Here is a 26175-nt window from a genome sequence, read left to right as displayed (position 1 = left end):
AATCGGCTCCTACAAAGTACGAAGCGGCGACCTGCACGATCGCGAAAGACGCGGCAGGTGGGGGATGCCGTTGCAGCAGCACAGGGATGTGCTGCGGCCCCGAGTACGGACAGGGATGTCCGCTCGAGGGGGCAGCGGCATCCCCCACCTGCCGCGGCTCCCAACGAAGCCCGTGAGGCATGGCACTCCTGCCGTGGCCATCAGACCATCCCGCGCGCGGCCAGCGAGACCGGCTCGCCATCGCCGACGACGAAGTGGTCGAGCAGCCGCACCTCCACCAGCGCCAGCGCCTGCTTGAGCCGGGCGGTGACCGCGCGGTCGGCGGCCGAGGGGTCGGGACAGCCGGACGGGTGGTTGTGGCCGACGATGACCGCCGCGGCGTTGTGCGCCAGCGCCCGCCGCGCCACCTCCCGCGGATGGACCTCGGCGCCGTCGATGGTGCCGGCGAACAGCTCCTCGAAGGCCAGCGCCCGGTGCCGGGTGTCGAGGAACAGCGCGGCGAACACCTCGTGCCGGTGGGGCCGCAGGCGTCGGGCGAAGTAGCGGCCGGCCGCGGCCGGGTCGGTCAGCGCGTCGCCGCGCTCCAGCGCCGCGGCCAGGTGCCGGTTGCCCAGCTCCAGCGCGGCGGCCAGCTGGCAGGCGCGGGCCGGGCCCAGGCCGGGCAGGCGCGCCAGCTCGCGCGGGCTGCGGTCGAGCAGGCTGCGCAGCGGGCCGTGCCGCGCCAGCAGGTCGCGTGCGGTCTGCACCGCATCGCGCCCGGGCAGCCCCGAGCCGAGGAAGATCGCCAGCAGCTCGGCATCGGAGAGTGCGCCGGCGCCGTGGGCCAGCAACTTCTCGCGGGGACGTTCGGCTTCGGGCCAGTCGCGGATGTGCATGCGGCCAGCGTGCCCGGGTCGCGCGGCCGGCGGGATCGGTCCGTCGCAGTGCTTGGAGTAAGCTTGGTGGCCTGTTCAGCGTAGGAAACAACCAGGTGAGTGCTACGGCCACCGGCCCGCTTGGCGGGCAGCGGATCCTGTTGTGCGTGGGCGGCGGCATTGCCGCCTACAAGGCGCTGGAACTGGTGCGGCGCCTGCGCGACGCCGGTGCGTCGGTGCAGGTGGCGATGACCGCCGGTGCGCAGCAGTTCGTCACCCCGCTCAGCTTCCAGGCCCTGTCCGGGCACCCGGCCCGGACCACGTTGTGGGACAGCGCCGCCGAGCAGGCGATGGGGCACCTGGAGCTGGCGCGCTGGGCCGACCGGGTGGTGGTCGCGCCCGCCACCGCCGACCTGCTGGCGCGACTGGCGCATGGCCTGGCCGACGACCTGGTCACCACCCTGTGCCTGGCCACCGAGGCGCCGCTGAGCGTGGCGCCGGCCATGAACCACCGCATGTGGCGGCACCCGGCCACGGTCGCCAACGTGGCCCTGCTGCGCTCGCGCGGGGTGCAGGTGATCGGGCCGGACGATGGCCCCCTGGCCGAGGGCGAATCCGGCCCCGGGCGACTGAGCGAGCCCGACGCGATCGTCGACGGGCTGGCCGGCGCGCCTGCCGCCGGCCGGACCCCGGCGACCGGCCTGCTGCAGGGGCTGAAGGTCGTGGTCAGTGCCGGTCCCACTTACGAGGACCTGGATCCGGTGCGCTACCTGGGCAACCGCAGCAGCGGCAAGATGGGCTTCGCGGTCGCCGCCAGCGCCGCCCGCCAGGGCGCGCAGGTGGTGCTGGTCGCCGGCCCGGTGCAGCTGGAGACGCCGCCGGGCGTGCAGCGCGTCGACGTGCGCTCGGCCGCGCAGATGCGCGAGGCGGTCGCCGCGGCGCTGCCGGCGGACGTCTACATCGGCGCCGCCGCGGTGGCCGATTACACCCCGCGCGCGTTCTCGCCGGACAAGATCAAGAAGACCGGCACCGGCGAGACCCTGGCGCTGGACCTGGTCCGCACCCCCGACATCCTGGCCGAGGTCGCCCGCCAAGAGGACGCCGGCCTGAAGCTGGTGGTCGGCTTCGCCGCCGAGACCACCAACGTGGCCGACTACGCGCGGCAGAAGCTGGAAGCCAAGCGCCTGGACCTGATCGTCGCCAACCGGGTGGGCGTGCCCGGCGCCGGCTTCGAAAGCGACGACAACGCCATGACCGCGTACTGGCCCGGCGGCGAGCGCGATTTCCCGGCCGCGCCGAAGGTGCGACTGGCCGATGGCCTGGTCGAGCTGGTCGCCGAGCGGCTGGGGGCATGAATCCGATGGCTGCGCACGAACTGGAAGTCCGCCTTCTCGACCCGCGTTTCGGCGACAGCTGGCCGATGCCCGAGTACGCCACCGCCGCCAGCGCCGGCATGGACCTGCGCGCGGCGCTGGAGACCGAGCTTGTCCTGGCGCCGGGCGACGCGGCGTTGGTACCCAGTGGCCTGTCCATCCACATCGGCGATCCCGGGTTGTGCGCGCTGGTGCTGCCGCGCTCGGGCCTGGGCCACCGCCACGGCATCGTGCTGGGCAACGGCACCGGCCTGATCGACGCCGATTACCAGGGCCCGCTGCTGATCAGCCTCTGGAACCGCGGCCGGGAAACCTTCACGATCCAGCCGGGGGACCGGATCGCACAGCTGGTGTTGGCACCAATCGTGCGAGCGAAGCTGAAGGTGGTGGATACTTTTGCCGGCAGCGCGCGCGGCGAAGGCGGGTTCGGCCACACCGGCGTACGTTGAACAGGGGAAAGGAACGCATGGCGCAGATGGATGCTGGTCCGCTGTCGGCAGGGCAGTTGAGGAGGCGGGCGCCGCTGCTGGCACTGCTGCTGGCACTGCTGGCGGCCTGGTTCGCATGGAGCGGTGTCGTCCAGTGGCGCGCCGATGCGCGCGAGTCGGCGCTGGCGTCGGCCCGCGATGGCCTGGTGGCCGCGGCCTCGTCCGCCATGGCCGCGCAGACCCGCGCGCTGGCCGAGCGGCTCGCGGGCGAGCCGGTGCAGGCCGCGCTGGCCGCCGGCGACCCGGCCGCGGCCGCCGCCGCGCTGACCGCCGGCTGGAATGGCGCGGCGCACGCGCAGGTCCTGCGTGCCGACCTGGCCACCGCCTATGCCGATGCCGCCAACTTCGGCTACGCGCGCCTCGGCCTGCTGGAAAAAGCCATGACCGACGGCGCCGCGGTGGCCGCGGTGGTGCGCGACGACGGCAAGCCGCAGCTGGGCCTGGCCGCGCCGGTGGTGCTGGCCGGCGCACCGGCGGTGGCGTACGTACGGATGCCGCTGGCGTCGCTGACCGCCGGGCTGGAGGCGGCCGAGGTTCCCGGTGGCGCCTACCTGGCCTTGCGCCAGGGCAACTACAACGTGGCCGAGCGCGGCGACACCGCGCTGGCCGGCGGTGCCGACGCCCTTTCCCGCGAGATCGGCAAGACCGGCCTGCGCGCGGCCGCGGCGGTGCCGGACGTGGCCCGCGGGCCGTTCGGGCTGGGCGCGATCCCCTGCATTGTCGCGGCGGCGCTGCTCGCGCTGGGCGCGGTCGTGGTCATGCTGCTGGCCTACGGCAAGCTGCCGCAGCTGCGCCGCAAGGCCGCGGCGGCCGCGGTCGAAGAGGAGACGCCGACGCTGGGCCAGACCATCCAGCGCGACCTGGAATCCGCGCCGGCGCCGGTGCGGGTCGCCCCGGTCGCGGTGGAAGTGCAGCTGGAGCCGGGCATCTTCCGCGCCTACGACATCCGCGGCGTGGTCGGCCGCGAACTGACCCCGCAGGTCGCGGCCTGGATCGGCCAGGCCATCGGCACGGTCATGGCCGAGCAGGGCCTGACCGACATCGTGGTCGGCCGCGACGGGCGCCTGTCCGGCCCGGAGCTGGCCGGCGGCCTGATCGAGGGCCTGCGCAAGGCCGGCCGCAACGTGATCGACGTGGGCATGGTGCCGACCCCGGTGGTCTACTTCGCCGCCTACCACCTGCGCGCCGGCAGCGGCGTGGCGGTCACCGGCAGCCACAACCCGCCCGACTACAACGGCTTCAAGGTCGTGGTCGGCGGCGAGACCCTGTCCGGGGCGGCGATCCAGGACCTGTACGCGCGGATCCGCGATGGCCGCCTGCAACAGGCTGACAGCGCCGGCTCGCTGCAGCAGCAGGCGGTGGACGAGGACTACATCCGCCGCATCGCCGACGACGTGCAGCTGGAGCGTCCGCTCAAGGTGGTGGCCGACGCCGGCAACGGCGTCGCCGGCGAGATCGCCCCGCGCCTGCTGGAGGCGATCGGCGCCGAGGTCATCCCGCTGTACTGCGACGTGGACGGCAGCTTCCCCAACCACCATCCCGACCCCAGCGAGCCGCACAACCTCGAGGACCTCATCGCCACGGTCAAGCGCTTCGACGCCGACCTGGGCCTGGCCTTCGACGGCGACGGCGACCGCCTGGGCGTGGTCACCAAGGAAGGCCAGATCATCTTCCCCGACCGCCTGCTGATGCTGTACGCGGCCGACGTGCTGCTGCGCAATCCCGGCGCCCTGGTCATTTACGACGTCAAGTGCACCGGCAAGCTGTCCGACTACATCCTGCGCCACGGCGGCAGCCCGATGATGTGGAAGACCGGGCATTCGCTGATCAAGGCCAAGATGCGCGAGACCGAGGCCGAGCTGGCCGGCGAGATGAGCGGCCATTTCTTCTTCAAGGAGCGCTGGTACGGATTCGACGACGGCCTGTACTCGGCCGCGCGCCTGCTGGAGATCCTGGCCGGGCGTTTCGAAACGCCGTCGGAGGTGCTGGCCGAGTTGCCCGACAGCGTGTCCACGCCGGAGATCAAGGTGCCGGTGCAGGGCGATCCGCACGTGGTGGTGGCGCAGTTCGCCAGCGCGGCGCAGGCCGACGAGGCGACCTTCGGCGGCGCGCGCCTGACCACGATCGACGGCCTGCGCGCGGACTGGAACGACGGCTGGGGCCTGGTGCGCGCGTCCAACACCACGCCGGTGCTGGTGCTGCGCTTCGAGGCCGACGATGCCGCCGCCCTGGCCCGGATCAAGGACCTCTATCGCGGGCAGCTCGCCCGCCTGCTGCCGGACACGCCGCTGGAGTTCTGAGGTACGCCGGTCTCCTGCGCCAGTGCGGGATCCCCTGTAGGAGCCCATCTTCATGGGCGACACGGGCGTCCGAATGATGGAGCACCGCTTGTGCCGACGGCGCCGGGTCGCCGATGAATCGGCTCCCGAGGACGGTTGATGGCGTCGGGTCGCCCATGAGGATGGGCTCCTACAAACAACGAGGCTGCGCTTCCGGGCGCCGTGACGGGGAGTGGCAGGGATGCATCGCCCCGCGAGGCCGCGTTGGCACGCCGACGGGCGCCGGGCCGCCCGGCGGAGCAGCGGGGCAGAGCCCCGCTCTACTGCTTCGGCGCCGGTGGCAGGTCCAGGGCCACGCGCGCGCCGGGGGCGTCGCTGGCCTTCAGTTCGCGGTAGCGCTGCATGATCTGTTCGATCTCCACGTCCAGCTCGGCGCGCTGCCGCTCGAAGCTGGCCTGCAGCGCCGTGTGGTAGAGCAGCTGCGCGTGGCGCACGCGGATGTCACCGGCGAGTTTGTCCGGGACCGGCTTGCCCGACAGTTCGCGCTCGCCGGCCGTGCGCAGCAGGGTCACCAGCCCCTCGCGCAGGCTGGCCACGTTGTAGCGCGCGGTGTTGATGCTGTTGTCGACCAGGTTGACCCGTTCGGCGAACACGCGGCGCAGCTCGTCCTCGGTCTGGAACGAGGTGAGCATGGCCTGGTCGGTGCGGCGGCGGGTCTCGGCGGCCAGCGCCTCGGTCTTGCGCTTGGCTTCCTCTTCGGCCTGGGCCGCGCGCTCCTCGTCGGTCAGCGCGCGCTGCACCTCGCCGGTGCGCATGCCGCTGCGCACGTTGATCTCCTCGCGCGCGGCGGCCATCGCCTCCGGCGGCAGCGAGTCGGCGCACTTGCGCTGCCCATTCTCGTTCCAGCAGTACAGCTTCTTCGGCGCGGCGTCCTTGTTGGCCTGGGCGAGTGCCGCCGTCGGCAGCAGGATTCCCGCTGCGAGGAGGCCGAGCATCGTTGGAGGGATCGTCTTGATCGGCATCGCGGCAGCCCCCTGCTGTCAGTCAGCCCGTCGGATCGCAACCGTAGCGGGCACGGTAGGCCAGCAGCGGTGCGCGGAATGCGGCCAGTTTCTCGTTTCCGTCGGCGAATGCAAGCAGGTCGCCGAGCCCGGCCACGGCCAGCACCGGCACCCCGGCCTCGGTGGCCACGGCCTGCGCGGCGGAGCGGCGGTCGCCGTCGGCGGCGATCTCCTGGCGGTCCAGCGCCACGGCAATCCCGGCGACCATGCCGCCGCCGGCGGCGATGGTCGCCAGCGCCTCGCGGATCGCGGTGCCGGCGGTGATGACGTCATCGACCACCAGCACCCGGCGCCCGGCCAGCGGCGCGCCGATCAGGCTGCCGCCCTCGCCGTGGGCCTTGGCTTCCTTGCGGTTGAAAGCCAGCGGCAGGTCGCGGCCGCGGCGGGCGTACTCGCAGGCCAGCGCCGTGGCCAGCGGGATGCCCTTGTAGGCGGGGCCGAACAGCAGGTCGAACTGCAGCCCGGATGCGTCGATCGCATCGGCATAGCTGGCGGCCAGCCCGGCCAGCGTGGCGCCGCTGTCGAAGCGGCCGGCGTTGAAGAAGTAGGGCGAAACCCGGCCGGACTTGAGGGTGAACTCGCCGAAGCGCAGGGCGTCGGCGTCCAGGGCCAGCTGCAGGAAGCGGGTGCGGTGGTCGGACATCGCCCGTGTATGGCTGTGGAGAGGCGAACAGGATACCGCTTGGGCTGGACAAGCAGGTGTGGCGGTCCCGGCCGGGCGGACCACAAGGATCGGTATCCGTCTCCTGCTTATCGGTTGGCCTTCGGGGCCGGCTTTGCCCTCAAATTCACCGGCCGGTCATGGCTCACCCAGGGATGGAACGAGTTGAGGTCGGAGCTTATGGCTTTGGGCGGCTCTTGCCCGACCCATGTCACCGGCGGATTCCGCCCCGGGGCCTCGCCGTGTTGTGTCGCCTGCAGGCGTTCGTACACGACGGCAAACGTCGAGTCTTCCTTTTCCTTCTCCGCGACTCCAGGGGATGTTTCCACACGTGGCGCCACAACGCGGGTCCGGACATCCGCGGGAGGGTGCTCCTGGGCGAACGCGGCGGACGTCGCGCCATACGAGAGGATCGCCGCAATCAGTGTCCTGCGCATGCTGCCACTCTCCTCAATGGTCGGGTGCGTCGCCGTAGGTGGCGCGCCAACCCGCCGTGATGTCGAAGTAGAACCGTCTCCGGCCCTGCCAATCCGGCGCACCCTCATCCTTCACGTTGACCACAAGCTCGTCGATCGCGCGGCCGTCGCGATGCAGGAGGCGTTGCTCGGCCAACTTCCATTCCTCGCCGATCGCACGCATGAACTGGCGGGCGATCGCGTACTCGACCGCGACGTAGTCGCGTGTTTCGGAAATGACCAGGGGCGAGTCGGCCTTGCTGGTGCCGGACACCACGGGGAAGTCCGGACCGAGATCCCGGCGCAGGATCTCGGCGAAGGTCGTTGTGGGTTCGACCATGTCTGCCCTTAATTATGGATGCTTCCATACCAGGCGGTTTCTAGAATTCGGATGGATCGATGCTCTGCATATGCATGTTCCCGTTCGCGACTTTGTACAGCGTCAGGGTCATGTTGCTGTATTCGGTACCGTCGGCTGTTTCGGTCTCTTCCAGCGTGAAGGCCTCGGACTTGGACACTGCGCCGGAGTAACGGTCCATGTAGCGGATTTCGTAGGTGCCCGGGCTGATGTCCTCGACCGTGAACTGGCGGCCTGCGGGAATGAAAAACGTCCTCGCTGGCCATGCGCGCGCGCCGTTCACCGCTACCAGCTTTACCAGAACGTCGTCCGAGGTCCTTGCGTTATCCACCGTCACGGATGAGAGGCCGTCGGTGCGGACCATGGGTTCGCCGCGGATGTATGCCGGGCGTTCTGGGATCCTGTCGGCACCTATCCGGTCGGCGATATGATCCGTCGGCGGGCGCGCCGGTTCGAGTGGAACTTTCGTCTTCTCGGCAATGGGCGGCTGGGATTGGTATTCCGGCGGGCTGGGTGGCGCGACGGCATAAGTCGATCTTGTTTTATCCGCCGGCTGCTCCTGGTTGAGCAGCGCCAGAATGAAAAACACGAGCAGAAAAGCGAGGCAGCCGCCCAGCCAGCCGGTGAGAAAACCGTACCTTTTCGGCAAATGTCCCGGAGCGTCCGGCAGTTGACTGTCCTTGAGCTCGTCGACCGAGTCGAGGATGGCCTGGTTGCCATGCTGTTCCGCCACGAGATAGCGTTCGCGCGCGCCATTCAGGCTGTTGACGATGCTGGCGTACGTGTGCCTGCAGTTCGTCACGTAGCCACGCTCGTCGTCGGAAAATTCGAGATCGAAGCCAGTATGCGTATAGCCGCCGTTACGGTGATGGTTGATGGCCTGTATGCCCCGCACAAGCGAAATCGGCCAGTAGCTGACACGGTCCCAAGTCGTCTCCACGACATACAGGGGCGTGATGTTGAGGGATGGCCGGAACGGCCGATTGCGAAAAAGGTGCAACTTGTATAGTTGCGCACCGAAGTAGATGCCAAACAGAGCAGAAGCTCCCCCAAGCCACATCTTGGCGTCGACTGTCCAGCGCGAATCCATAGCCAACCCATAAAGAATGAGCAGCCAGACGATGGAGATGCTTGCTCTGGCAAAAGTGCCCGAGACGGTGGGGCCAAGGGCGAGATGCGCCTGATCACCGCAACGACCGCGGCTGCGGTCCGAGACAACCTTCAGCACGTTCACGGACAAGGAGCTGGCCGGTGCGGACCCTCCCACGGGGAAGACGACTGGGCGCTTGCCGGGGCTATGGGTCCGGTGTGGAGTCTCAGTACGTTCACGATCCTCTTGCGCACTGGCCGGAGCCGGCTCGGGTCGATGGCCCGCATTGGCCTCCTGCGCCCGAATCCAGGCATCGTGTTCGGTGCGAAGCTCCGGGTCGGAAAGAACGGCATAGGAACGGTTGATCAACTGCATGATCCGAGCCGCGTCGGCACTGGGATTCTTGTCCGGGTGGTACTTCTGGGTAAGCGTCTTGTAGGCCGCACGAATGACGAAGTCCGGCGCGTCGCGCGAGACCTTGAGGTTGTCGTAATGGGTGCGAAGCTTGGTCAAGGTTGGCTCAACCAGCCGCGGACCGGTAGCAACGTGGGCCGGTCATCACGCCCTACTCGGCGGGGATGTGGATTGCGATGGCCTTGCCGACCTTGCTGGTCTGCACGCCCGTGTAGCCTGTTCCCGTTGTGTACGCGGAGTTCCCGCTCAGCTGGGTGTTGGCGTAGCCGCTGCCCATTGCGCCGATTACCTGGCTGTCGAAGCCCTGCAACAGGATCGCGTTGGCACCAAGTTCGGCCGCTTCCGCCTTGAGTCGACCGATCACTTTGTTCATACGGCTCTGGGCCGAGAAGCCGTTGGCTCCAAGGTCCGATGCTTCCAGCAATGCGACGGTCTCGTACTTGGCAGGTGGTTCGATCAGGACCCGGACCTGGTCCTCGTCGATGGGCTCGCGTGCAGTACCGACCAGGACGCTGGAGGAGGCGCACGCACAAAGGATGACGGCAAGGCTGTAGATGATGGCGGACTTGAGCAGCTTCATGTGGGTATCCTTGGATAGCCCGTGGTCGGGCCGGAGAGGGCAGATTTGGATTCGTGCGATCCGGATGGGTTCATGTCCCGCACAGGAGCTTCGGAAGGAGCAGAAGGCCGCAGGAGGTGGCGAACAGCAGCCCTCCGCCGAGAAACAGGAGAATGGCGGTCCAGAAGCAGAGCCAGGAGATCCTGCCGAACTGCTCACTGCTGATGCCGAACATGAGAAGGCAACGCTTCCCGCGGACCTTGCGTGCGGTGAGGCGGAAGTCGAGTGTCCGACTTACGGTGGCGAAAAGGCATAAAAGTACGACTGCCATCAGAAGCAACATGGACAGGCCCAGAGCAAGTCCATGGGCCCCCGGGCTTGGGAATTTCTCGTGCAGGATGAGTACGAGGCTCGCGCCGAGCATTGAAACCGACAAGGCGGAAAGGAGCGCGATCGCAATGGTGAACTGCGCCATGGCGATGCCTTGCCAGCGGACGTAGCGGGCATCCATCAGGTGCCGGTTATATATGCACTGGCTCATGGGTTGCATGCTGCCTCGTACATTGCCTCGCCGACGGTTTCTGGCATCACGTCCAGACGCTCAATTTCCCAGATCTCCAGAGTCCTGCTGTAGACAACCTCACCATTGGCATCGCGCCAGGTGAACTGGTCGGATGAATGCTTCCTTGATCCACAGTAGTAGGTGGATCGGGCCACCTCTTCGACATAGGTCTCTCCGGAGGTGGAGCGTTGAGGCGTTACGAACTTGGTTCGTTCCCAGACGGTCACGGAAGTCCCGGTCTTATTGACCGTTTCCAGGTCGAAGGCGATTTCCCTCTTGCCACTCCTGTAGAACGTCCACCATCTATCCGTTGTTCTGCCGTGTCTGTTGCCATGCGAAGGCGCTGGATCTGCTTCTGCTTCTGCTTCTGCAACTGCCGCAGCTACAGCTTCGGCTGCTGCCTGTGCTGTCGCCGCGGCCGCGGCCGCGGCGGCTGCAGAGTCGGCTGCTTCTCGGACAGCGGATGTCTCAGTGTTGCTATCATTCGCTGTCGTTGGCGTATTGCGAGCCTTCGGCACCGATGTGATCAGTTCAGCCGGAACGGCGAAGTTCAGGGCTTGGCCGTCCTTGTGGTACAGGGTAGTGATGCCCACAAGCCGGCCCTGCGCGTCGAACAGCCCGCCGCCACTGGAGCCGCTGGAGATCGGCGCGGTGGTCTGGATGTACTCGCTGCTCTTGTACTCGCGGAATCCGGAGACGAGTCCGTTGGAGAGGCTCATTTCCAGTCCTTGCGGTGCACCGACGGCATAGACTGGATCGCCGACTTCCAGCCATTGTGACGATCCGATCTGGACAGCAGTGAGCTTCCTGTATGCAGGTTCCCCGTCGCTTCTCTTCAGCGGGACCCCCTTCGCGTCTACGTCATAAAACAGTGCATGGATGATGCACAGGTCGCGTGCAGAGTCTTTCCCGGCGATCCAGCCCAATCCGCGGGTTTCGCCAGCGGTCAGAGTGACTGCGCCATACGGCGCCTTGTCCACCACATGACAGTTGGTGACCACAGCGGTGATGTCTTTCTCGCTGCTGGGGATCACTATTCCGCTGCCCGAAAGGATCGTCTTGTCCGGCTTATCCGCTTCCCACACCTCGACAATCACCACGCTCGGAGCGACCCGTCGAAATATCTCCTGTGGGGAAAGATCCTGGGCACTGGCCTGGAACGCTGCCAGCGTCAGCAGGGACAGGAACCTCGCCGGGAAGGCGGCACCCGCGCACCTCACTTGAACACCTTCACGACTTCGCACGTGTCGTCGTTCTCGAAGATGAGCTTGTTGTCGTAGCTGTACGGTTCGTACCTGAGCACTGCCCTCTCGCCGTAGGCGTAGACGTAGCAGTACCGGGTCTGGATGTAGACACCTTCATCTGTCTTGTAAAGGTCCTGGTCGATGCGCCGGACCTCGACGACATACATTTCCGCTCGGGCGGGACCGGTCATGGCCAATAGCGCCAAGGCGCCGGCCATTCCAACGGCTGTTGATATCCGCCCCATGAGTGCCTTCCCCTGCGTATAGGCATTCCGTACGAATCCGGCCGGAGTATGGATATTCCAAACTTCAAGAGTCAAGCAGCGCCGGACGACACCGGTAGGGAAGCTCCATATTTTGTATGGCCTGGCAATCCGGCGGGCCGTACACATGAAGAGCTTTGGCGACAGGCTGCGCGCCGCGCGCATCGCCGCCGGGATGACCCAGGAGCAGCTGGGCTTCGCCCTGGGCGTGACCAAGTCTTCGGTGTCGGCCTGGGAGAACGACCGGGAGACGCCGGGCTTCAGGCTGTTGCCTGCACTTCGCACCGCCCTGGGATCGTCGCTGGACGAGCTGATCTGCGGCCCGGCGACGGCGCATGCGGGCCGGGAGTCGGTCCGGGAAGCGCCGGAGCTGTATATCGGCAATGTGGACGAGAAGACCCTGCTGGTCCGTTACCGGGCGTTGCCGCCGAAGCGGCGCCAGGCCGTGCTGGAGTTGCTGAAGCCGGCGAAGTAGGGCGGGGCCGCCCTGTGCAGGAGCCGGGGAGACCGGACGTGCGTCCGTGGAAAAGCGCCCGCGACGCGACGGCAGCGGCACAGGTGACGCCCTCATGAGTCCGACGCCCGTGTCGCCAGCAAGCTGGGCTCCTACAAGAAGCGTGGCGTCACGAGACGGGGCCCGCCACGGCGGTGCCGCGATTCGCTAGGCTAGCCGCTGGCCTGTCCCGGTTTCCCGCATGCGCATCATCAGCTTCAACGCCAACGGCATCCGTTCCGCCGCCAGCAAGGGCTTCTTCGACTGGCTCCAGGCGCAGCAGGCCGACGTGGTCTGCCTGCAGGAGACCAAGTCGCAGGAGGACCAGCTCTCCGATCCGCGCTTCCGCCCCGACGGCCACCACTGCTTCTACCGCGACGCGAGCACCAAGAAGGGCTACAGCGGCGTGGCGATCTACGCCAGGCGCGAGCCGGACGAAGTGCGCACCGCGCTGGGCCGGCCGGACTTCGACGAGGAGGGCCGCTACATCGAGGCCCGCTTCGGCAACCTGAGCGTGGTCTCGTTCTACATCCCGTCCGGCTCGTCGGGCGAGCTGCGCCAGGGCTACAAGTTCCAGGTCATGGAATGGCTCAAGCCGATCCTCGACCAGTGGCTGGCCAGCGGCCGCGATTACGTGCTGTGCGGCGATTGGAACATCGTCCGCTCGCGCCTGGACATCCGGAACTGGACCTCCAACCAGAAGAATTCCGGCTGCCTGCCGCCGGAGCGCGACTGGCTCAACGGCTTGTGCGCCGACCAGGCCGACGAGGTCGATGCGAAGCAGGGCCGGGGCTGGGTCGACGCCTACCGCGTGCTGCATCCGGAAGGGCAGGACTACACCTGGTGGAGCAACCGCGGCGCGGCGCGCGCCAACAACGTCGGATGGCGGATCGACTACCAGTTCGTCACCCCGTCGCTGCGTGATCGCCTGCGCGCCTGCTCGATCTACCGCGACGAGCGCTTCTCCGACCACGCGCCGTTCACCGTCGACTACGCGGACGGCGGCAAGTGAGCGCGGGCGTCCCGGAGCCGGCGCAGGCGAGCCCGGCGCCGCCGACGAAGCCGGCGTACAAGGGCTGGGCCGGCATCCGCCGTGCGTTCGGAACGCCCTCGGCGCTGACGATGGCGGTCCTGGGTTTCGGCTGCGGGTTGCCGTTCCTGCCGATCGCCTCGATGACGCTGTCCACGCGCCTGCGCGATTCGGGCCTGGAGCTGCACGACATCGGCCTGATCAGCCTGGCCAGCTTCTTCTACCTGTTCAAGTTCCTGTGGGCGCCGTTGCTGGACCGCTACGTGTTCAGGCCGCTCGGATTCCTCGGCCGCCGCCGTTCGTGGCTGGTCGGGGCGCAGCTGGGCGTGGGCCTGGGCCTGGCGGCGCTGGCGTTCACCCGCCCGGAACTGGGGGTGGCCCCGCTGGTGGGCTGGGTGCTGTTCTGCTCCTTCGCCGGCGCCACCCAGGATTCGGTGGTCGATGCCTACCGCATCGAGATCGCGCCCGCCGACGCGCAGGCGGCGCTGGCGGCGACCTACACCCTGGGCTACCGCATCGGCCTGATCCTGGGCGGCGCCGGTGCGCTCTACCTGGCCGACTTCGCCGGCTGGAAGGTGGCGTACCTGGGCATGGCCGCGCTGATGGCGTTGCCGCTGCTGGCGACCCTGCTCAGCCGCGAGCCGGCTACCCCGGAGCTGAGCGTGCAGCGCCGGATCGATTTCATCGGCGCGTTCTGGCAGCCGTTCGCCAGCTTCTTCCGCAACAATGGCGTGACCTTCGGCATCGCCCTGCTGCTGTTCGTGGGCCTGTTCAAGTTCCCCGACCAGGTGATCGGGGTGATGGCCGGGCCGTTCTACCTGGATTCGGGCTATACGAAGGCCGACATCGCCACGGTGTCGAAGCTGTACGGGATCTGGGCCGGCATCGGCGGCGCGTTCCTGGGCGGGGTGTGCGTGGCCGCGTTCGGCTTCCGGCGGATGCTGCTGGTGGCCGCGCTGGGCGTGGCGCTGTCGAACCTCGCCTTCCTGCTGATGGCGCAGTATCCATCGCAGATCTGGGCGTTCTACGCGGCGATCACCGCCGACAACGTCGCCCAGGGGTTCGCCGGGACCACCCTGGTGGCGTTCATGTCGTCGCTGACCGACCGCAACTTCACCGCCACCCAGTTCGCGCTGATGGTGTCGCTGGCCAACCTGCCCGGCAAGTTCGCCGGCGGGCTGTCCGGCTACCTGGTCGAGGCCAGCTCCTACGCCACCTTCTTCACCCTCAGCGCCATGACCGTGGTGCCGACCCTGCTGCTGCTGGCGTGGCTGTGGCCGCGCATCCGCGAGGCCGCGCCAGCCCCGGCATCCGGATGAACAGGGCGGCCGGCGCCGGCTCCAGCCCGCGTTGGATTCGTGGCAGTCTTGGCGGGCAAGGGGCCGAACAGGGGGCTGCATGACCGACCTGCTGCTGCGCGACATCGATCCGATCCTCGCCGACCGCATCCGCCGGGTCTCGGTGGCGCGCGGCTGGACCCAGCACGAGACCATCCTGCGGCTGCTCGAGCAGGGGCTGTTCGCCTCCGAGCACGAAGTCCGGGGCGGCTTCGAGGAGAGCGAGGTCGACGCCCTCGCCGAGGCCATCGCCGCGCTCAAGGAAGTGCCGGCCGGCAAGGGCTTCTGACGCAGCCGCCATGGCCGGTTTGCGGTTGCGCGCGTTGCAGGCCGACATCACCACCCTGGCGGTGGATGCGATCGTCAATGCGGCCAACGCGTCGCTGCTGGGCGGCGGCGGGGTGGACGGCGCGATCCATCGGGCCGCCGGTCCGCAACTGCTCCGAGCCTGCCGGACGCTGGGTGGATGCCCGGCCGGGCAGGCGCGGATCACGCCCGGCTTCCGCCTGCCGGCGCGTCATGTGATCCACGCCGTCGGCCCGATCTGGCGCGGCGGCGGCGATGGCGAGCCGGAACTGCTTGCCGGCTGCTACCGCAACAGCCTGGCGCTGGCCGAGGAAGCCGGCTGCACGAGCGTGGCGTTTCCTTCGATCAGCACCGGCGTGTACGGCTATCCGGCCGACCTGGCCGCGCCGCTGGCGGTGCACACGGTCGCCGCATTCCCGGCACGGCGGGTACGCGAGGTGGTGTTCTGCTGCTTCTCGACCAACGACCTCGAGCGTTACCGGTCCCTGCTCCCGTAGAGCGGGGCTCGCTCCGCTGCTCTTGCCAGCCGTCGTGCGCTCGAAGCCTGACGTCGCAAAACACGATGCGTAGGCGCAGCGGGGCAGCGCCATGCCGTCACGTAGCCGCCGCCTTACGGCAGGGGCAGCGCCTCGTCGCGGAACACCGCCACGTGCGGCACGCCGTCGGCGCCGATCCAGCCGCGGTACATGCCCTCGGTGTTGAACGGGAACGCGACGCTGCCGTCGGCGCCCAGCGCGATCGCGCCGCCGTCGCCGCCGGCCGCGGGAACGTCGCGGTTGATCACGCCGTCGGCGGCGCGGGCCAGCGGCTGCCCGGCCAGGCGCACGCGCGCGCAGATCTCGTGCGCGGCGGCGGCGCGGATGTAGAACTCGCCCCAGCCGGTACCCGATACCGCGCAGCGCCCGTCGGCCCAGGTGCCGGCGCCGATGATCGGCGAATCGCCGACGCGGCCGTAGCGCTTGTTGGTCATGCCGCCGGTGGAGGTGCCGGCGGCCAGCTTGCCTTGCGCATCCAGCGCCAGCGCGCCGACCGTGCCGAAGTAGGCCTTGCCCGGCAGTTCCAGCGGCGTGTTCGACGCCTGCGCCTTGGCTTCCGCGGCCAGCGCGTGCTGCAGCTGCTGCCAGCGCTTCTCGGTGCGGAAGTACGACGGGTCGACCAGTTCGACGCCCTGTTCGGCCGCGAACGCCTCGGCGCCGTCGCCCACCATCATCACGTGCTTCGAATGCTCCATCACCGCACGCGCCAGCACGATCGGGTTGCGCACCCGGTGCACGCCGGCGATCGCGCCGGCGCGGCCGCTGGCGCCGTCCATGATCGAGGCATCCAGTTCGTTGCGGCCGTCGTGGGTGAACACCGCGCCGCGGGCGGCGTTGAACTGCGGCGCGTCCTCCAGCACGGTGATGGCCGCGGTCACCGCGTCGAGTGCCGGCTCGCCCGCCTGCAAGCGCGCGTGGCCGGCCAGCAGCGCGGCCGCCAGCGCCTTGCGCGCGTCGGCCTCGTCCTGCGCCGAGAGGCCCGTGCGGACCACGCCCGCGCCGCCGTGGATCACCAGCAACGGTGATGCGGGCCGTGGGACCGGCGATGCACCGCTGCCGCTGGTCACGGCCTGCGCCAGCGCCAGGAGCGGTGCGGCCACGAGCAGCAAGCAGGCGGACAGTCGCAGCGGATAGCGAGCAAGGGCGTGTACGGGGTTCATGCGGGTCCTCGACAAGGGAGCTCGTGGCGGTCGGGTCAGGGCGGGTGCACCACACCGAGCACGCGCGGTCCGCGTGCGCCGGTCACCGCGGCCAGGTTGCCGGGTCGCCCGGCGAGGGTCTCGCGCGCCAGCCAGGCGAACGCCATCGCCTCGACGAAGTCCGGATCCAGCCCGTGGACATCGGTGGACTCGATGCGCGCGCCCGGCAGGTGCGCGGCGATGCGCGCCAGCAGCTGGGGATTGCGCACGCCGCCGCCGCAGGCGATTACCCGCGCGGTCCCCGGCTGGTGCACATCCAGCGCGCGGGCGACCGTTACCGCGCTTAGCTCCAGCAAGGTTGCCTGCACGTCGGCCGGCGACTCGCCGCCGAGCAGCCGCCGGTCGACCCAGTCCAGGTGGAACTGCTCGCGGCCGGTGCTCTTGGGCGGCGGCAGCGCGAACCAGGCCTCGTCGAGCAGCCGGTCCAGCAGTCCGCCGTCGACCTGGCCGCTGGCGGCGAACGCGCCGTCGGCATCGAATGGCTGGCCGGTGTGGCGCAGGCACCAGGCGTCGAGCAGCGCGTTGGCCGGGCCGGTGTCGAAGCCGCGCACGTCGCCCTGTCTCGGCAGCAGGGTGTAGTTGCCAATCCCGCCGAGGTTGAGCACGGCCCGATCCTCGTCGGCCGAATGCAGCAGCGCGGCGTGGAAGGCCGGTACCAGCGGTGCGCCGTGGCCGCCGGCGGCGACATCGCGGCGGCGGAAGTCGGCCACGGTGGCGATTCCGGTGCGCTCGGCGATCACGTTGCCGTCGCCGACCTGCATGGTGAACGGCGCGTCGCCGTGCGGGCGGTGGCGCAGGGTCTGCCCGTGCGAACCGATCGCCGCGACCTGCGCGGCCGCCACGCCGGCTTCGTCGAGCAGGGCCAGCGCCGCATCGGCAAACGCGCTAGCGACCTGCACGTCGAGGCGCCCCAGTTCGTCCAGCGAGGTCAGCTCGCCGCCCTGGCCGAGCGCGACCAGGCGCTCGCGCAGCGCCGGTGCCCAGGTGTGGGTACGCGCCGCGCGCAGCCGCAGGCCGGCCGTGCCGGTGCGATCGGGGAATTCGACCAGCGCGGCGTCGATGCCGTCGGCGCTGGTGCCGGAGATCAGGCCAAGGAAGAGGTGCGACATGCGCGAAGCGTAGCCGGAACGCGCCGCGGCGGCGATGGAGGGAGCAGGCACCAGTGATTTGGCAATAGACGGCCGCGGCGCCGCATCTTGTAGGAGCCCATCCTCATGGGCGACCCGGGCTTCGGGATGAGGAGGGAGTCACCTGTGACGATGGCGTCGGGTCGCCGATGAATCGGCTCCTACAAGGGCGGCCTCAGCCGCGCTTGTTCTTCTTCGGCTTGGCCTGGTCGGCGTGGGCGAACATCAGCTGTTCCATCGATTCCATCCGCGCCAGGGTCGGGGCGGTCGCCGCCTTGAACGCCGCCAGGTCGGCGCCCTTGAGCGGCTCCGGCGGCGGCATGGTCACCGACAGCGGGTTGCGGTGCACGCCGTTGACGCGGAATTCGTAGTGCAGGTGCGGGCCGGTGGCCAGGCCGGTGGAGCCGACGTAGCCGATCACCGTGCCCTGCGCGACCTGCTGGCCCTTGCGCACCTTGCCGAAGCGCGACATGTGCGCGTACAGCGTGGTGTGGCCGCGGCCGTGGTCAAGGATCACCACGTTGCCGTAGCCGCGCTGGGTGCCGACGAACTGCACCCGCGCATCGCCGGCGGCCATGATCGGGGTCCCGGTGCCGGCGGCGTAGTCCACGCCCTTGTGCATGCGCATCTTGCCCAGCACCGGGTGCCGGCGCGCGCCGAACTTGGAGGACAGCCGCGCGTACGGGATCGGCATGCGGATGAAGCTCTTCTTCAGCGGCCGGCCGTCTGCGGTGAAGTACTCGGCCTTGCCGTTGCGCTCGAAGCGGAAGCCGGTATAGGTCTTGCCGTCGGTGGAGAAGGTCGCGGCGAGGATCCGGCCGGTGCCGATCCGCTCGCCCTCGCGCCAGGTCTCCTCGACCACCGCGCTGAAGCGGTCGCCCGGCTGCACGTCCTTGAAGTCGATGTCGTACTTGAAGATGTCGTCGGTCATGACCGCGATGGCGGCGGGGCTCAGCCCGGCCTTGCGGCCGGCCGCGTACAGCGAGTGGTCGATCTCGGCGCTGGTCACCGCCAGGCGGGTGGTGGTGGCGCGCTCGAGCACCTTCTCGTGGATCTTCTCGCCGCGCAGGTCGAGCTCGACGCGCTGGGTCGGGCTGCGGTCGAAGCGGAACCCGCGCAGGTCGCCGTGCTCGTCCAGTTCGAACGCCAGCTCGGCACCGGGGCGCAGGCGCACCAGCGCCTCGCGGTTGGCCGGGTTGTCGAGGATGCGGTGCATGGTCGCCGCGGGCACGCCCATCCGGTCGAACACGCCGCCGAGGGTCTGGCCACGCTCGACCTGGACCACGTCCCACAGCCGCCCGGCGCCCTCGCCGGGCGCACGCACGGTGAGCGGCGGCAGCTGCAGCGGCAGGGTCGCGTGCAGCTGCGCCGCGGGCTGCAGCTGCGAGGAGAATCCGGGGACGATCGTGGCCAGCAGTGCGCCGAGGGTCGCGAACAGGCTGGCGTGCAGCCAATGCCGGCGGGTCCAGCGGGTGTTGAAGGCGGCGGGAAAGCGCTCCTTCAACTTGCGGTGCAGGTGTCGGTGGTGAAGGATGCCGAGGCGGTCGTGGAACTGCTGCTTGCGGACGCGGCCGTGATCGGTCAGGGACATCGCTTAACTTCCTTCACGGGACCCCGGGGTGCGGCCCATTCCGGCGGTACCTTAAACACCTGAAACTAGTGCGTCAAACCATTGAAGAAGCTGAACTTTTCGCTGGCTTTCCGGTTAACCCGCACGTAACATTTCGTTCAAGTTTGTCGTCGCCCGAACTGTGGAGCCGGTCGTGTTTTCCCCCCAGAACAAGTCCCCGTCCGTGGAAGATTCCCTAGCCCTGATCGGCCGTGGTGCCGACGAGCTGCTCAAGCGCGAGGAGCTGGAGGCCCGTCTGGCGGCGTCGCTGCAGGCCGGCGGCCGGCCGCTGCGGGTCAAGGCCGGCTTCGACCCGACCGCGCCGGACCTGCATATCGGCCACACGGTGCTGCTCAACAAGATGCGCCAGTTCCAGGACCTGGGGCACCAGGTGATCTTCCTGATCGGCGACTTCACCGGGATGATCGGCGACCCGACCGGCAAGAACGCCACCCGCAAGCCGCTCACCCGCGAGGACGTGCTGGCCAATGCCCGCACCTACGAGGAGCAGGTGTTCAAGGTGCTGGACCGCGAGCGCACCGAGGTCCGCTTCAACAGCGAGTGGTTCGGGAAGATGAGCGCGGCCGACATGATCCGCCTGGCCGGCCAGCACACCGTAGCGCGCATGCTCGAGCGCGACGATTTCGCCAAGCGCTATGCGGCGCAGCAGTCGATCGCCATCCACGAGTTCCTCTACCCGCTGGTGCAGGGCTACGACTCGGTGGCGCTGGAGGCGGACGTCGAACTCGGCGGCACCGACCAGAAGTTCAACCTGCTGATGGGCCGCGGCCTGCAGGAGCACCACGGGCAGAAGCCGCAGATCGTGCTGACCATGCCGCTGCTGGAAGGCCTGGACGGCGTCAACAAGATGAGCAAGTCGCTGGGCAACTACATCGGCATCAGCGAGCCGGCGATCGACATCGTGACCAAGACGATGAAGATCGGCGACGAGCTCACCTGGCGCTGGATCGACCTGCTCAGCTTCGACATCTCGGTGGCCGAGGCGGCGAAGCTGAAGGCCGAGGTCGAATCGGGCGCGCTCAACCCGCGCGAGGTCAAGCTGCGGCTGGCGCGCGAGCTGGCCACGCGCTTCCACGACGCCGCCGCGGCCGAGCAGGCGATTGCCGGCTGGCACGCGGTGGTCACCGGACAGGGCGACACGTCCTCGCTGCCGCTGCAGGACGTGGTGGTGCCGGCCGAAGGCATCCGCATCGCCGCGCTGCTCACCGCCGCCGGGATCACGCCGTCCAACTCGGAAGCCAACCGCAAGCTCAAGGAGCGTGCGGTGAAGGTCGAAGGCGCGGTGGTCGAGGATGCGCAGCTGTCGTTCGCGCCGGGCTTCGAGGGCGTGCTGCAGGTGGGCAAGCGCAACTTCGCCCGGGTGCGGCTGGTGGCCGGCTGAGCGAGGGAGCCGGCGGCGGTTTCGGCACGGCCACGGTACGGCACGGCACGGCGAAAGCGAGAATGCGGGAGCGGAGCTCCGGGTGCGCGGCTCCGGAAGGGGCCGCCGTCCTGCCGCATGGGGGTGCGCCGCTCGGACCGGCATCCATGCCTCACCTCGCGGCCGCAGCCATCCATGGCTGCTCGCACCCCCATGCGACAGGACGACGTCCTCGGTGACCGGGATGGTCGTGGCTTTGTTCCGCGTGGTGGATGGCAACGCCGATGCCGATGCCGATGCGGCGGCACTCGGGTGGTGGTTGTTCTCGTGCAACGGCGACCGGTGCGATCGTGATCGCGGAGTACAGCAGCCCAGAGTCTTGCTGTGGCTTCCGCAGCCTCAATCCACGCCACGGCCCCAACGCCTGCAGGGACGTCGTCGCCCCGGGGGTTGGCACAAGTGGCACATGGATGTGCCACGACCCGAGTACGGACAGGACGTCCGCCCGAGGGATGGGCCAACCCCCGGGGCGGCGACGGCCCCTTCCGGAGCCGGCACCCCCGCTTCAACGCTTTACCGCTTCAATGCTTCAACGCTCGATGCTTCGAGGTATGAAGGCCTAAAAGGCGATACGACTCCGCCAGCCGCGCGCTTCAGAGCGAGTGCGTCACCACGCAGTCGCGACCCACCCGCTTGGCCGTGTACAGCGCCTCGTCGGCGCCCCGCATCAGCATCGACAGCGGCATCGGACGGTTCGAAACCGCCACGCCCAGGCTCGCGGTGACCCGCACCGGCGGCGCGGGCGCGTCGAGCCGCATCGTCGCCAGCGCCTGGCGGATCCGTTCGGCCAGGTGCTGGGCGTTGGGCGCGTCCGGGCCGGTCACCACGATCACGAACTCCTCGCCCCCGGTGCGGGCGAACACATCGTGCTCGCGGGTCTGGCCGCGGATGGTGTCGCTGAGCTTCTGCAGCACGAGGTCGCCGATCTCGTGGCCGTAGCGGTCGTTGACCCGCTTGAAGTGGTCCAGGTCCAGCGCGATCACCGCCAGGTGCGCCTCCCGGGTCAACTGCTCCAGCTCCGGGTCCAGCCGCGCGAACAGGCCGCGGCGGTTGAGCGTGCCGGTCAGCGGATCGAGCATCGCGGTCTGCCGCAGCGACTCGGCGGCGCGGAAGCTGGCCAGCATCAGCATGCAGAAGTTGATCAGGTACCAGGTCGACAGGTCGACGTTGACCCAGGCGTCGTTGGGCCCGTACCGGCCGGTCAGGGCCTGCAGCAGGTCGCGGCCGTAGAGGTAGGCCAGCACCGCGCAACCCAGCATCACCAGGCGCGCGGGCACCCGCAGCGGCGGCACGTCCAGCCCGCGCAGCTGCCACAGCACCACCGCCAGCATCGCCAGTTCGGCCACGCTCATCGCCGCGCCCTGTCCGTCGACCGCGTCGCCGGCCAGCCACGCGGCCAGCGACATCGCCACGAAGCCGGGCACCACCATCCATTCCGCACGCGTGAGTGGCCGCTGCTGGCCGAACTTGATCGCCGCGCCGGTCATCACCGCCAGGCCGCCGCAGGCCAGCACGCCGCCGGTCGCGGCCACCACCGCCGTGGCCGTGGTCGAGCCGGCGCGCTCCAGCCCGGTGGCGGCGCCATCGAGCATCGCCGCGCCCACGGAATAGAAGAAGTGACCCAACCCCCAGGAGGCGATGCCACGCACGCCGCGCGACACGCGCGATACGTACCAGAACAGGCCCAGCAGGATCGCCGCCAACGCGCAGTCGGTCAGCAGCAGGTTGTAGAAATCGGTGGTCATCCGCCTCCGTCCCGGCACGGAGCGCCGGCTGCCCCCGCGTCCTGCGGGTTCTCCTACCTCGGCGGCAAGGGTCGCCGATGGCGGCGGCGGCCGGCAAGCCCCGATGGTCGGGGTGGCCGTCGGCGGCGCGCGCGGGCGCCCGATGGGGCGCCGCGCGGCGGCAGCGGGTTCAGTCGCCCAGGGTCAGCAGCGAGGCGTTGCCGCCGGCGGCGGTGGTGTTGACCGTCACCGTCTTCTCGGTGGCGAAGCGCGGCAGGTAGTGCGGGCCGCCGGCCTTGGGGCCGGTGCCGGACAGGCCCTGGCCGCCGAACGGCTGCACCCCGACCACCGCGCCGATCTGGTTGCGGTTGACGTAGACGTTGCCGACCTTCACCCGCGACACGATCCGCTCGACGGTCTCGTCGATGCGCGAATGCACGCCCAGGGTCAGGCCGTAGCCGGTGGCGTTGACCTGCGCGATCACCGCGTCGAGCTGGTCGGCCTTCCAGCGGATCACGTGCAGCACCGGGCCGAACACCTCGCGCTGCAGCTGCGACAGTGACTGCAGCTCGTAGGCGCGCGGGGCGAAGAAGGTGCCATGCGCGGCCGCTTCGCCGAGGGCCACGGTGGCGATGTGGCGGGCCTCGCGATCCATGCGCTGCGCATGGGCATCGAGCAGTTCCAGCGCGTCGGCGTCGATCACCGGGCCGACGTCGGTGGCCAGCAGGCCGGGATCGCCGACCTTCAGCTCGACCATCGCTCCAGCAAGCATCGTCATCACCTTGTCGGCGATGTCGTCCTGCACGAACAGCACGCGCGCGGCCGAGCAGCGCTGGCCGGCCGAGGTGAACGCCGAGGCGATCGCGTCCTTGACCAGCTGTTCGGGCAGCGCCGAGGAGTCGGCGATCAGCGCGTTCTGGCCGCCGGTCTCGGCGATCAGCACGGCGATGGCCGCGTCCTCGCGCGCGGCCAGGGCGCGGTTGATCGCACGGGCGGTCTCGGTCGAGCCGGTGAAGGCCACGCCGGCCACGCGCGCGTCGGCGGTCAGTGCGGCACCGACGGTGGCACCGTCGCCGGGCACGAACTGCACTACGTCGGCCGGTACGCCGGCCTCGTGCAGCAGTTTCACCGCCGCATGGCCGACCAGCGAGGTCTGCTCGGCCGGCTTGGCGATCACGCTGTTGCCGGCGGCCAGCGCGGCGCAGACCTGGCCCAGGAAGATCGCCAGCGGGAAATTCCACGGGCTGATGCACACGAACACGCCGCGGCCCTGCAGCTGCAGCGCGTTCGATTCGCCGGTCGGGCCCGGCAGCTGCTCGGGGGCGCCGAACTGGCGGCGCGCCTGGGCGGCGTAGTAGCGCAGGAAGTCGACCGCCTCGCGGACCTCGGCGACCGAGTCGGGCAGGGTCTTGCCGGCCTCGCGCACGCACAGCGCCATGAACTGCGGCATGCGCTGCTCGAGCAGGGTGGCGGCGTGTTCGAGGATCGCCGCGCGGCTGGCGGCCGGGGTGCGGTCCCAAGCCGGCTGCGCGGCCACGGCATTGGCCAGCGCGCGCTGCACGGTGGCCGCATCGGCCGGCTGCCACTGGCCCACGACCTGGCGGCGATCGGCCGGGCTGGTCACGGTGATGGCCTCGCCGGCAGGGGTGGCGCCCGGCACCAGCGGCGCGGCGCGCCAGGGGCCGGCGTGTTCGTTGAGGCGCGTGGCCAGGGCCTGTAGTTCGTTGTCGTCGGCGAAGTTGGCGCCCATGGAGTTGTCCCTGTCGAAGCCTTGCTGGGTGTAGAGGTCGCGCGGCAGCGGAATGCGCGGATGCGGAATCGATTCGAAGCCGGCCACGGTGGTGACCGGGTCCTGGATGAGGTCGGCCACCGGCACGTCCTCGTCGGTGATGCGGTTGACGAAGCTGGAGTTGGCGCCGTTCTCGAGCAGGCGCCGCACCAGGTACGGCAGCAGGTCCTCGTGGCTGCCGACCGGCGCATACACCCGGCACGGCACGCCCAGGCGGTCGGCCGGCACGACTTCGGCGTAGAGGTCGTCGCCCATGCCGTGCAGCTTCTGGTGCTCGTAGTCGCGGCCGTTGGCGATCGCGCGGACCGCGGCGATGGTCTGCGCATTGTGCGTGGCGAACATCGGGTAGAGCGCGTCGGCATGGCCGAACATGCGCCTGGCGCACGCCAGGTAGGACACGTCGGTGTTCTGCTTGCGGGTGAACACCGGATAGCCGGCCTGGCCTTCGACCTGGGCGCGCTTGATCTCCGCGTCCCAGTACGCGCCCTTGACCAGGCGCACCGGGATGCGGCGGCCGACGCGGCGGGCCAGGTCGGCGAGGAAGTCGATCACGAACGGCGCGCGCTTCTGGTACGCCTGCACCGCCAGGCCGTAGCCTTCCCAGCCTTCCAGCGAGGGGTCGGAGAAGGTCGCCTCGATCAGGTCCAGCGACAGCTCCAGGCGGTCGCTTTCCTCGGCGTCGACGGTGTAGCCGATGCCGTAGGACTTCGCCAGCCGCGCCAGTTCCAGCACCGCCGGCGCCAGCTCGGCCATCACCCGCTCGCGGTTGGCGTGCTCGTAGCGCGGGAACAGCGCCGACAGCTTGATCGAGATGCTCGGCGCGGCGAAGACATTGTTAGAAGCGGGGTCGCCACCCACGTAGTTGCCGCTGCGGCCGATCGCGTGGATCGCATCGCGGTAGGCCTGCAGGTAGCGCTGGGCGTCCTTCATGGTCAGCGCGCCTTCGCCGAGCATGTCGAACGAATAGCGGTAGGCGGCGTTGTCGCCCTTCTTCGAGCGCGCCAGCGCCTCGGCGATGGTGCGGCCCATGACGAACTGGTGGCCCATGATCCGCATCGCCTGGCGAACGGCCAGGCGCACGACGGGTTCGCCGACCCGGCCGACCAGGCGCTTGAACGCGCCGGGCACGTCGTGGCGGGTGAGGTCGTTGAGGTTGACCAGCTTGCCGGTGAGCATCAGTCCCCAGGTCGAGGCGTTGACCAGCACCGACTCGCTCTGGCCCAGGTGCTTTTCCCAGTCGGCGTCGCCGAACTTGTCGCGGATCAGCTTGTCGGCGGTCTCCTGGTCGGGGATGCGCAGCAGCGCCTCGGCCACGCACATCAGCAGCACGCCCTCCTCGCTGCCGAGGTCGTACTGGCGCATGAACGCCTCGATCGCGCCCTGGTCCTGCGCGCGGGCGCGCACGCGCCGGACCAGGTCGGCCGCCAGTGCGTCGATCTCGGCCTGGACCAGCGGTTCCTGGCGGGCCTGCAGCAGCAGTTCGCGGACGTGGGTGGCCTCGTCGCGCAGCCAGGCGGCGGTGATCGCCGCGCGCAGCGCCGATGGCGGCGCGGCGGCGGGCGCGACCGGGATGGCGGCGTGCGGCGGGACGGGGGAATGCGGTTCGGGCGAGGCGTTCATGGGCGGGGGTCGGCTCTGGATCGAACGCCCGGGGCGCCCGGCGACGGCCGCAGGGCGGCGTGGCGGGCGCGGGCGGTCTTGCGGGGCGCCAGGCGCGCCATGATCGCCGGGGCCCGGGGTGCTGGCTTGACGGATTCCCGCGCCGCCGCCGCGGGAGGCGGCACAAAGCCGGCGGGCGGCCGCGTAGAGCGGGGCTTGCCCCGCTGGACGTGTCTGGGTGGTGGCCCGCGAAGGGCAGCGGGTACGCGAAGGGCAGCGGGTACGCGAAGGGCAGCGGGGCAAGCCCCGCTCTACGCCGGTGGG

24 protein-coding genes are annotated in these 26175 nt (G+C 69.6%); 9 read left to right on the top strand and 15 right to left on the bottom strand.

The annotated features are described in order from the left end of the window. Window positions 1–200: 200 nt before the first annotated feature. Window positions 201–875 carry a RadC family protein gene (gene radC, locus CSC66_RS15780; RefSeq protein ID WP_162378373.1) on the bottom strand — a complete coding sequence of 225 codons (675 nt, stop codon included), beginning with the start codon at window positions 873–875 and terminating at the stop codon, window positions 201–203. A gap of 95 nt (window positions 876–970) precedes the next feature. Here radC and coaBC point away from each other — a divergent pair, with 95 nt between their 5' ends. From coaBC to CSC66_RS15765, 3 genes are read left to right on the top strand one after another with little or no spacing between them, the layout of a single operon-like run. Beyond that, on the top strand, window positions 971–2209 hold the full coding sequence (gene coaBC, locus CSC66_RS15775) for a bifunctional phosphopantothenoylcysteine decarboxylase/phosphopantothenate--cysteine ligase CoaBC (RefSeq protein WP_162378372.1): 1239 nt from the start codon (window positions 971–973) through the stop codon (window positions 2207–2209). A gap of 5 nt (window positions 2210–2214) precedes the next feature. Then, a complete protein-coding gene (gene dut / locus CSC66_RS15770) occupies window positions 2215–2676 on the top strand; it encodes a dUTP diphosphatase (protein ID WP_162378397.1) in 462 nt (153 codons plus the stop codon). 17 nt (window positions 2677–2693) lie between these two features. Further along, a complete protein-coding gene (locus tag CSC66_RS15765) occupies window positions 2694–5015 on the top strand; it encodes a phosphomannomutase/phosphoglucomutase (protein WP_162378371.1) in 2322 nt (773 codons plus the stop codon). A 299-nt stretch (window positions 5016–5314) separates the two neighbouring features. On the opposite strand, the gene CSC66_RS15760 is transcribed toward CSC66_RS15765, so the two are convergent. The 9 genes from CSC66_RS15760 to CSC66_RS15720 all read right to left on the bottom strand — a co-directional run bounded on the left by CSC66_RS15760 (window position 5315) and on the right by CSC66_RS15720 (window position 11589). Further along, window positions 5315–5989, bottom strand: coding sequence for a hypothetical protein (locus tag CSC66_RS15760; RefSeq protein ID WP_238394426.1), 675 nt, complete (start codon window positions 5987–5989; stop codon window positions 5315–5317). A 49-nt stretch (window positions 5990–6038) separates the two neighbouring features. Beyond that, complete coding sequence (gene pyrE, locus CSC66_RS15755) at window positions 6039–6698, bottom strand: orotate phosphoribosyltransferase (protein WP_162378370.1); 660 nt, start codon at window positions 6696–6698, stop codon at window positions 6039–6041. 107 nt (window positions 6699–6805) lie between these two features. Next, entirely contained in the window at window positions 6806–7153 is a 348-nt protein-coding gene (locus tag CSC66_RS15750) for a hypothetical protein (protein WP_162378369.1), read from the bottom strand. A 13-nt stretch (window positions 7154–7166) separates the two neighbouring features. Then, complete coding sequence (locus CSC66_RS15745) at window positions 7167–7511, bottom strand: hypothetical protein (protein ID WP_162378368.1); 345 nt, start codon at window positions 7509–7511, stop codon at window positions 7167–7169. Window positions 7512–7551: 40 nt separating this feature from the next. After that, window positions 7552–9132 carry a J domain-containing protein gene (locus CSC66_RS15740; protein WP_162378367.1) on the bottom strand — a complete coding sequence of 527 codons (1581 nt, stop codon included), beginning with the start codon at window positions 9130–9132 and terminating at the stop codon, window positions 7552–7554. A 52-nt stretch (window positions 9133–9184) separates the two neighbouring features. Beyond that, on the bottom strand, window positions 9185–9613 hold the full coding sequence (locus CSC66_RS15735) for a YbjQ family protein (protein WP_162378366.1): 429 nt from the start codon (window positions 9611–9613) through the stop codon (window positions 9185–9187). Between the two features lie 70 nt (window positions 9614–9683). After that, on the bottom strand, window positions 9684–10103 hold the full coding sequence (locus CSC66_RS15730; protein WP_162378365.1) for a hypothetical protein: 420 nt from the start codon (window positions 10101–10103) through the stop codon (window positions 9684–9686). Window positions 10104–10129: 26 nt separating this feature from the next. After that, window positions 10130–11398: a S1C family serine protease gene (locus tag CSC66_RS15725; protein ID WP_162378364.1), complete on the bottom strand. Its 1269-nt coding sequence runs from the start codon at window positions 11396–11398 to the stop codon at window positions 10130–10132. Next, the gene (locus CSC66_RS15720) at window positions 11371–11589 is read right to left on the bottom strand and encodes a hypothetical protein (RefSeq protein WP_202935674.1); all 219 of its coding nucleotides are present in this window, start codon (window positions 11587–11589) and stop codon (window positions 11371–11373) included. The genes CSC66_RS15725 and CSC66_RS15720 overlap by 28 nt, the downstream gene beginning before the upstream one ends. Window positions 11590–11788: 199 nt before the next feature. Between CSC66_RS15720 and CSC66_RS15715 the strand changes: the two genes are divergently transcribed. The 5 genes from CSC66_RS15715 to CSC66_RS15695 all read left to right on the top strand — a co-directional run bounded on the left by CSC66_RS15715 (window position 11789) and on the right by CSC66_RS15695 (window position 15324). After that, window positions 11789–12136, top strand: coding sequence for a helix-turn-helix domain-containing protein (locus CSC66_RS15715; RefSeq protein ID WP_162378363.1), 348 nt, complete (start codon window positions 11789–11791; stop codon window positions 12134–12136). Between the two features lie 220 nt (window positions 12137–12356). Further along, a complete protein-coding gene (locus CSC66_RS15710; RefSeq protein WP_162378362.1) occupies window positions 12357–13166 on the top strand; it encodes an exodeoxyribonuclease III in 810 nt (269 codons plus the stop codon). Continuing rightward, window positions 13163–14503, top strand: a complete 1341-nt coding sequence (locus CSC66_RS15705; RefSeq protein ID WP_202935673.1) for an AmpG family muropeptide MFS transporter — start codon at window positions 13163–13165, stop codon at window positions 14501–14503. The genes CSC66_RS15710 and CSC66_RS15705 overlap by 4 nt, the downstream gene beginning before the upstream one ends. A 79-nt stretch (window positions 14504–14582) precedes the next feature. Then, a complete protein-coding gene (locus CSC66_RS15700; protein ID WP_162378361.1) occupies window positions 14583–14810 on the top strand; it encodes a hypothetical protein in 228 nt (75 codons plus the stop codon). A gap of 19 nt (window positions 14811–14829) precedes the next feature. Continuing rightward, window positions 14830–15324 carry an O-acetyl-ADP-ribose deacetylase gene (locus CSC66_RS15695; RefSeq protein WP_425501064.1) on the top strand — a complete coding sequence of 165 codons (495 nt, stop codon included), beginning with the start codon at window positions 14830–14832 and terminating at the stop codon, window positions 15322–15324. 113 nt (window positions 15325–15437) lie between these two features. On the opposite strand, the gene CSC66_RS15690 is transcribed toward CSC66_RS15695, so the two are convergent. From CSC66_RS15690 to CSC66_RS15680, 3 genes are all read right to left on the bottom strand, one after another. Further along, on the bottom strand, window positions 15438–16523 hold the full coding sequence (locus tag CSC66_RS15690) for an isoaspartyl peptidase/L-asparaginase family protein (protein WP_162378359.1): 1086 nt from the start codon (window positions 16521–16523) through the stop codon (window positions 15438–15440). A 35-nt stretch (window positions 16524–16558) separates the two neighbouring features. Beyond that, window positions 16559–17671, bottom strand: a complete 1113-nt coding sequence (locus CSC66_RS15685; RefSeq protein WP_162378358.1) for an anhydro-N-acetylmuramic acid kinase — start codon at window positions 17669–17671, stop codon at window positions 16559–16561. Between the two features lie 193 nt (window positions 17672–17864). Further along, window positions 17865–19280, bottom strand: coding sequence for a M23 family metallopeptidase (locus tag CSC66_RS15680; protein ID WP_162378357.1), 1416 nt, complete (start codon window positions 19278–19280; stop codon window positions 17865–17867). Window positions 19281–19452: 172 nt separating this feature from the next. Between CSC66_RS15680 and tyrS the strand changes: the two genes are divergently transcribed. Further along, complete coding sequence (tyrS, locus tag CSC66_RS15675; RefSeq protein ID WP_162378356.1) at window positions 19453–20700, top strand: tyrosine--tRNA ligase; 1248 nt, start codon at window positions 19453–19455, stop codon at window positions 20698–20700. A gap of 632 nt (window positions 20701–21332) precedes the next feature. On the opposite strand, the gene CSC66_RS15670 is transcribed toward tyrS, so the two are convergent. Beyond that, on the bottom strand, window positions 21333–22484 hold the full coding sequence (locus CSC66_RS15670; protein WP_162378355.1) for a GGDEF domain-containing protein: 1152 nt from the start codon (window positions 22482–22484) through the stop codon (window positions 21333–21335). 169 nt (window positions 22485–22653) lie between these two features. Beyond that, the gene (gene putA / locus CSC66_RS15665; RefSeq protein WP_162378354.1) at window positions 22654–25872 is read right to left on the bottom strand and encodes a bifunctional proline dehydrogenase/L-glutamate gamma-semialdehyde dehydrogenase PutA; all 3219 of its coding nucleotides are present in this window, start codon (window positions 25870–25872) and stop codon (window positions 22654–22656) included. Between the last annotated feature and the right edge of the window lie 303 nt (window positions 25873–26175).

Origin of the sequence: Pseudoxanthomonas kaohsiungensis (genome assembly GCF_010211765.1) — a bacterium.
Lineage (GTDB): Bacteria > Pseudomonadota > Gammaproteobacteria > Xanthomonadales > Xanthomonadaceae > Pseudoxanthomonas > Pseudoxanthomonas kaohsiungensis.
This window is presented reverse-complemented; position numbering and strand designations above follow the sequence as displayed.

Excerpts from the sequence above, each read along its gene's own strand:
- putA (WP_162378354.1), bottom strand. The coding sequence starts at position 25,872 with ATGAACGCCTCGCCCGAACCGCATTCCCCCGTCCCGCCGCACGCCGCC.
- dut (WP_162378397.1), top strand. The coding sequence starts at position 2,215 with ATGGCTGCGCACGAACTGGAAGTCCGCCTTCTCGACCCGCGTTTCGGC.
- CSC66_RS15690 (WP_162378359.1), bottom strand. The coding sequence starts at position 16,523 with ATGAACCCCGTACACGCCCTTGCTCGCTATCCGCTGCGACTGTCCGCC.
- CSC66_RS15700 (WP_162378361.1), top strand. The coding sequence starts at position 14,583 with ATGACCGACCTGCTGCTGCGCGACATCGATCCGATCCTCGCCGACCGC.
- CSC66_RS15760 (WP_238394426.1), bottom strand. The coding sequence starts at position 5,989 with ATGCTCGGCCTCCTCGCAGCGGGAATCCTGCTGCCGACGGCGGCACTC.
- CSC66_RS15670 (WP_162378355.1), bottom strand. The coding sequence starts at position 22,484 with ATGACCACCGATTTCTACAACCTGCTGCTGACCGACTGCGCGTTGGCG.
- CSC66_RS15750 (WP_162378369.1), bottom strand. The coding sequence starts at position 7,153 with ATGCGCAGGACACTGATTGCGGCGATCCTCTCGTATGGCGCGACGTCC.
- CSC66_RS15765 (WP_162378371.1), top strand. The coding sequence starts at position 2,694 with ATGGCGCAGATGGATGCTGGTCCGCTGTCGGCAGGGCAGTTGAGGAGG.
- CSC66_RS15715 (WP_162378363.1), top strand. The coding sequence starts at position 11,789 with ATGAAGAGCTTTGGCGACAGGCTGCGCGCCGCGCGCATCGCCGCCGGG.
- CSC66_RS15730 (WP_162378365.1), bottom strand. The coding sequence starts at position 10,103 with ATGGATGCCCGCTACGTCCGCTGGCAAGGCATCGCCATGGCGCAGTTC.
- CSC66_RS15735 (WP_162378366.1), bottom strand. The coding sequence starts at position 9,613 with ATGAAGCTGCTCAAGTCCGCCATCATCTACAGCCTTGCCGTCATCCTT.
- CSC66_RS15710 (WP_162378362.1), top strand. The coding sequence starts at position 12,357 with ATGCGCATCATCAGCTTCAACGCCAACGGCATCCGTTCCGCCGCCAGC.
- CSC66_RS15680 (WP_162378357.1), bottom strand. The coding sequence starts at position 19,280 with ATGTCCCTGACCGATCACGGCCGCGTCCGCAAGCAGCAGTTCCACGAC.
- CSC66_RS15745 (WP_162378368.1), bottom strand. The coding sequence starts at position 7,511 with ATGGTCGAACCCACAACGACCTTCGCCGAGATCCTGCGCCGGGATCTC.
- CSC66_RS15720 (WP_202935674.1), bottom strand. The coding sequence starts at position 11,589 with ATGACCGGTCCCGCCCGAGCGGAAATGTATGTCGTCGAGGTCCGGCGC.
- CSC66_RS15685 (WP_162378358.1), bottom strand. The coding sequence starts at position 17,671 with ATGTCGCACCTCTTCCTTGGCCTGATCTCCGGCACCAGCGCCGACGGC.
- pyrE (WP_162378370.1), bottom strand. The coding sequence starts at position 6,698 with ATGTCCGACCACCGCACCCGCTTCCTGCAGCTGGCCCTGGACGCCGAC.
- radC (WP_162378373.1), bottom strand. The coding sequence starts at position 875 with ATGCACATCCGCGACTGGCCCGAAGCCGAACGTCCCCGCGAGAAGTTG.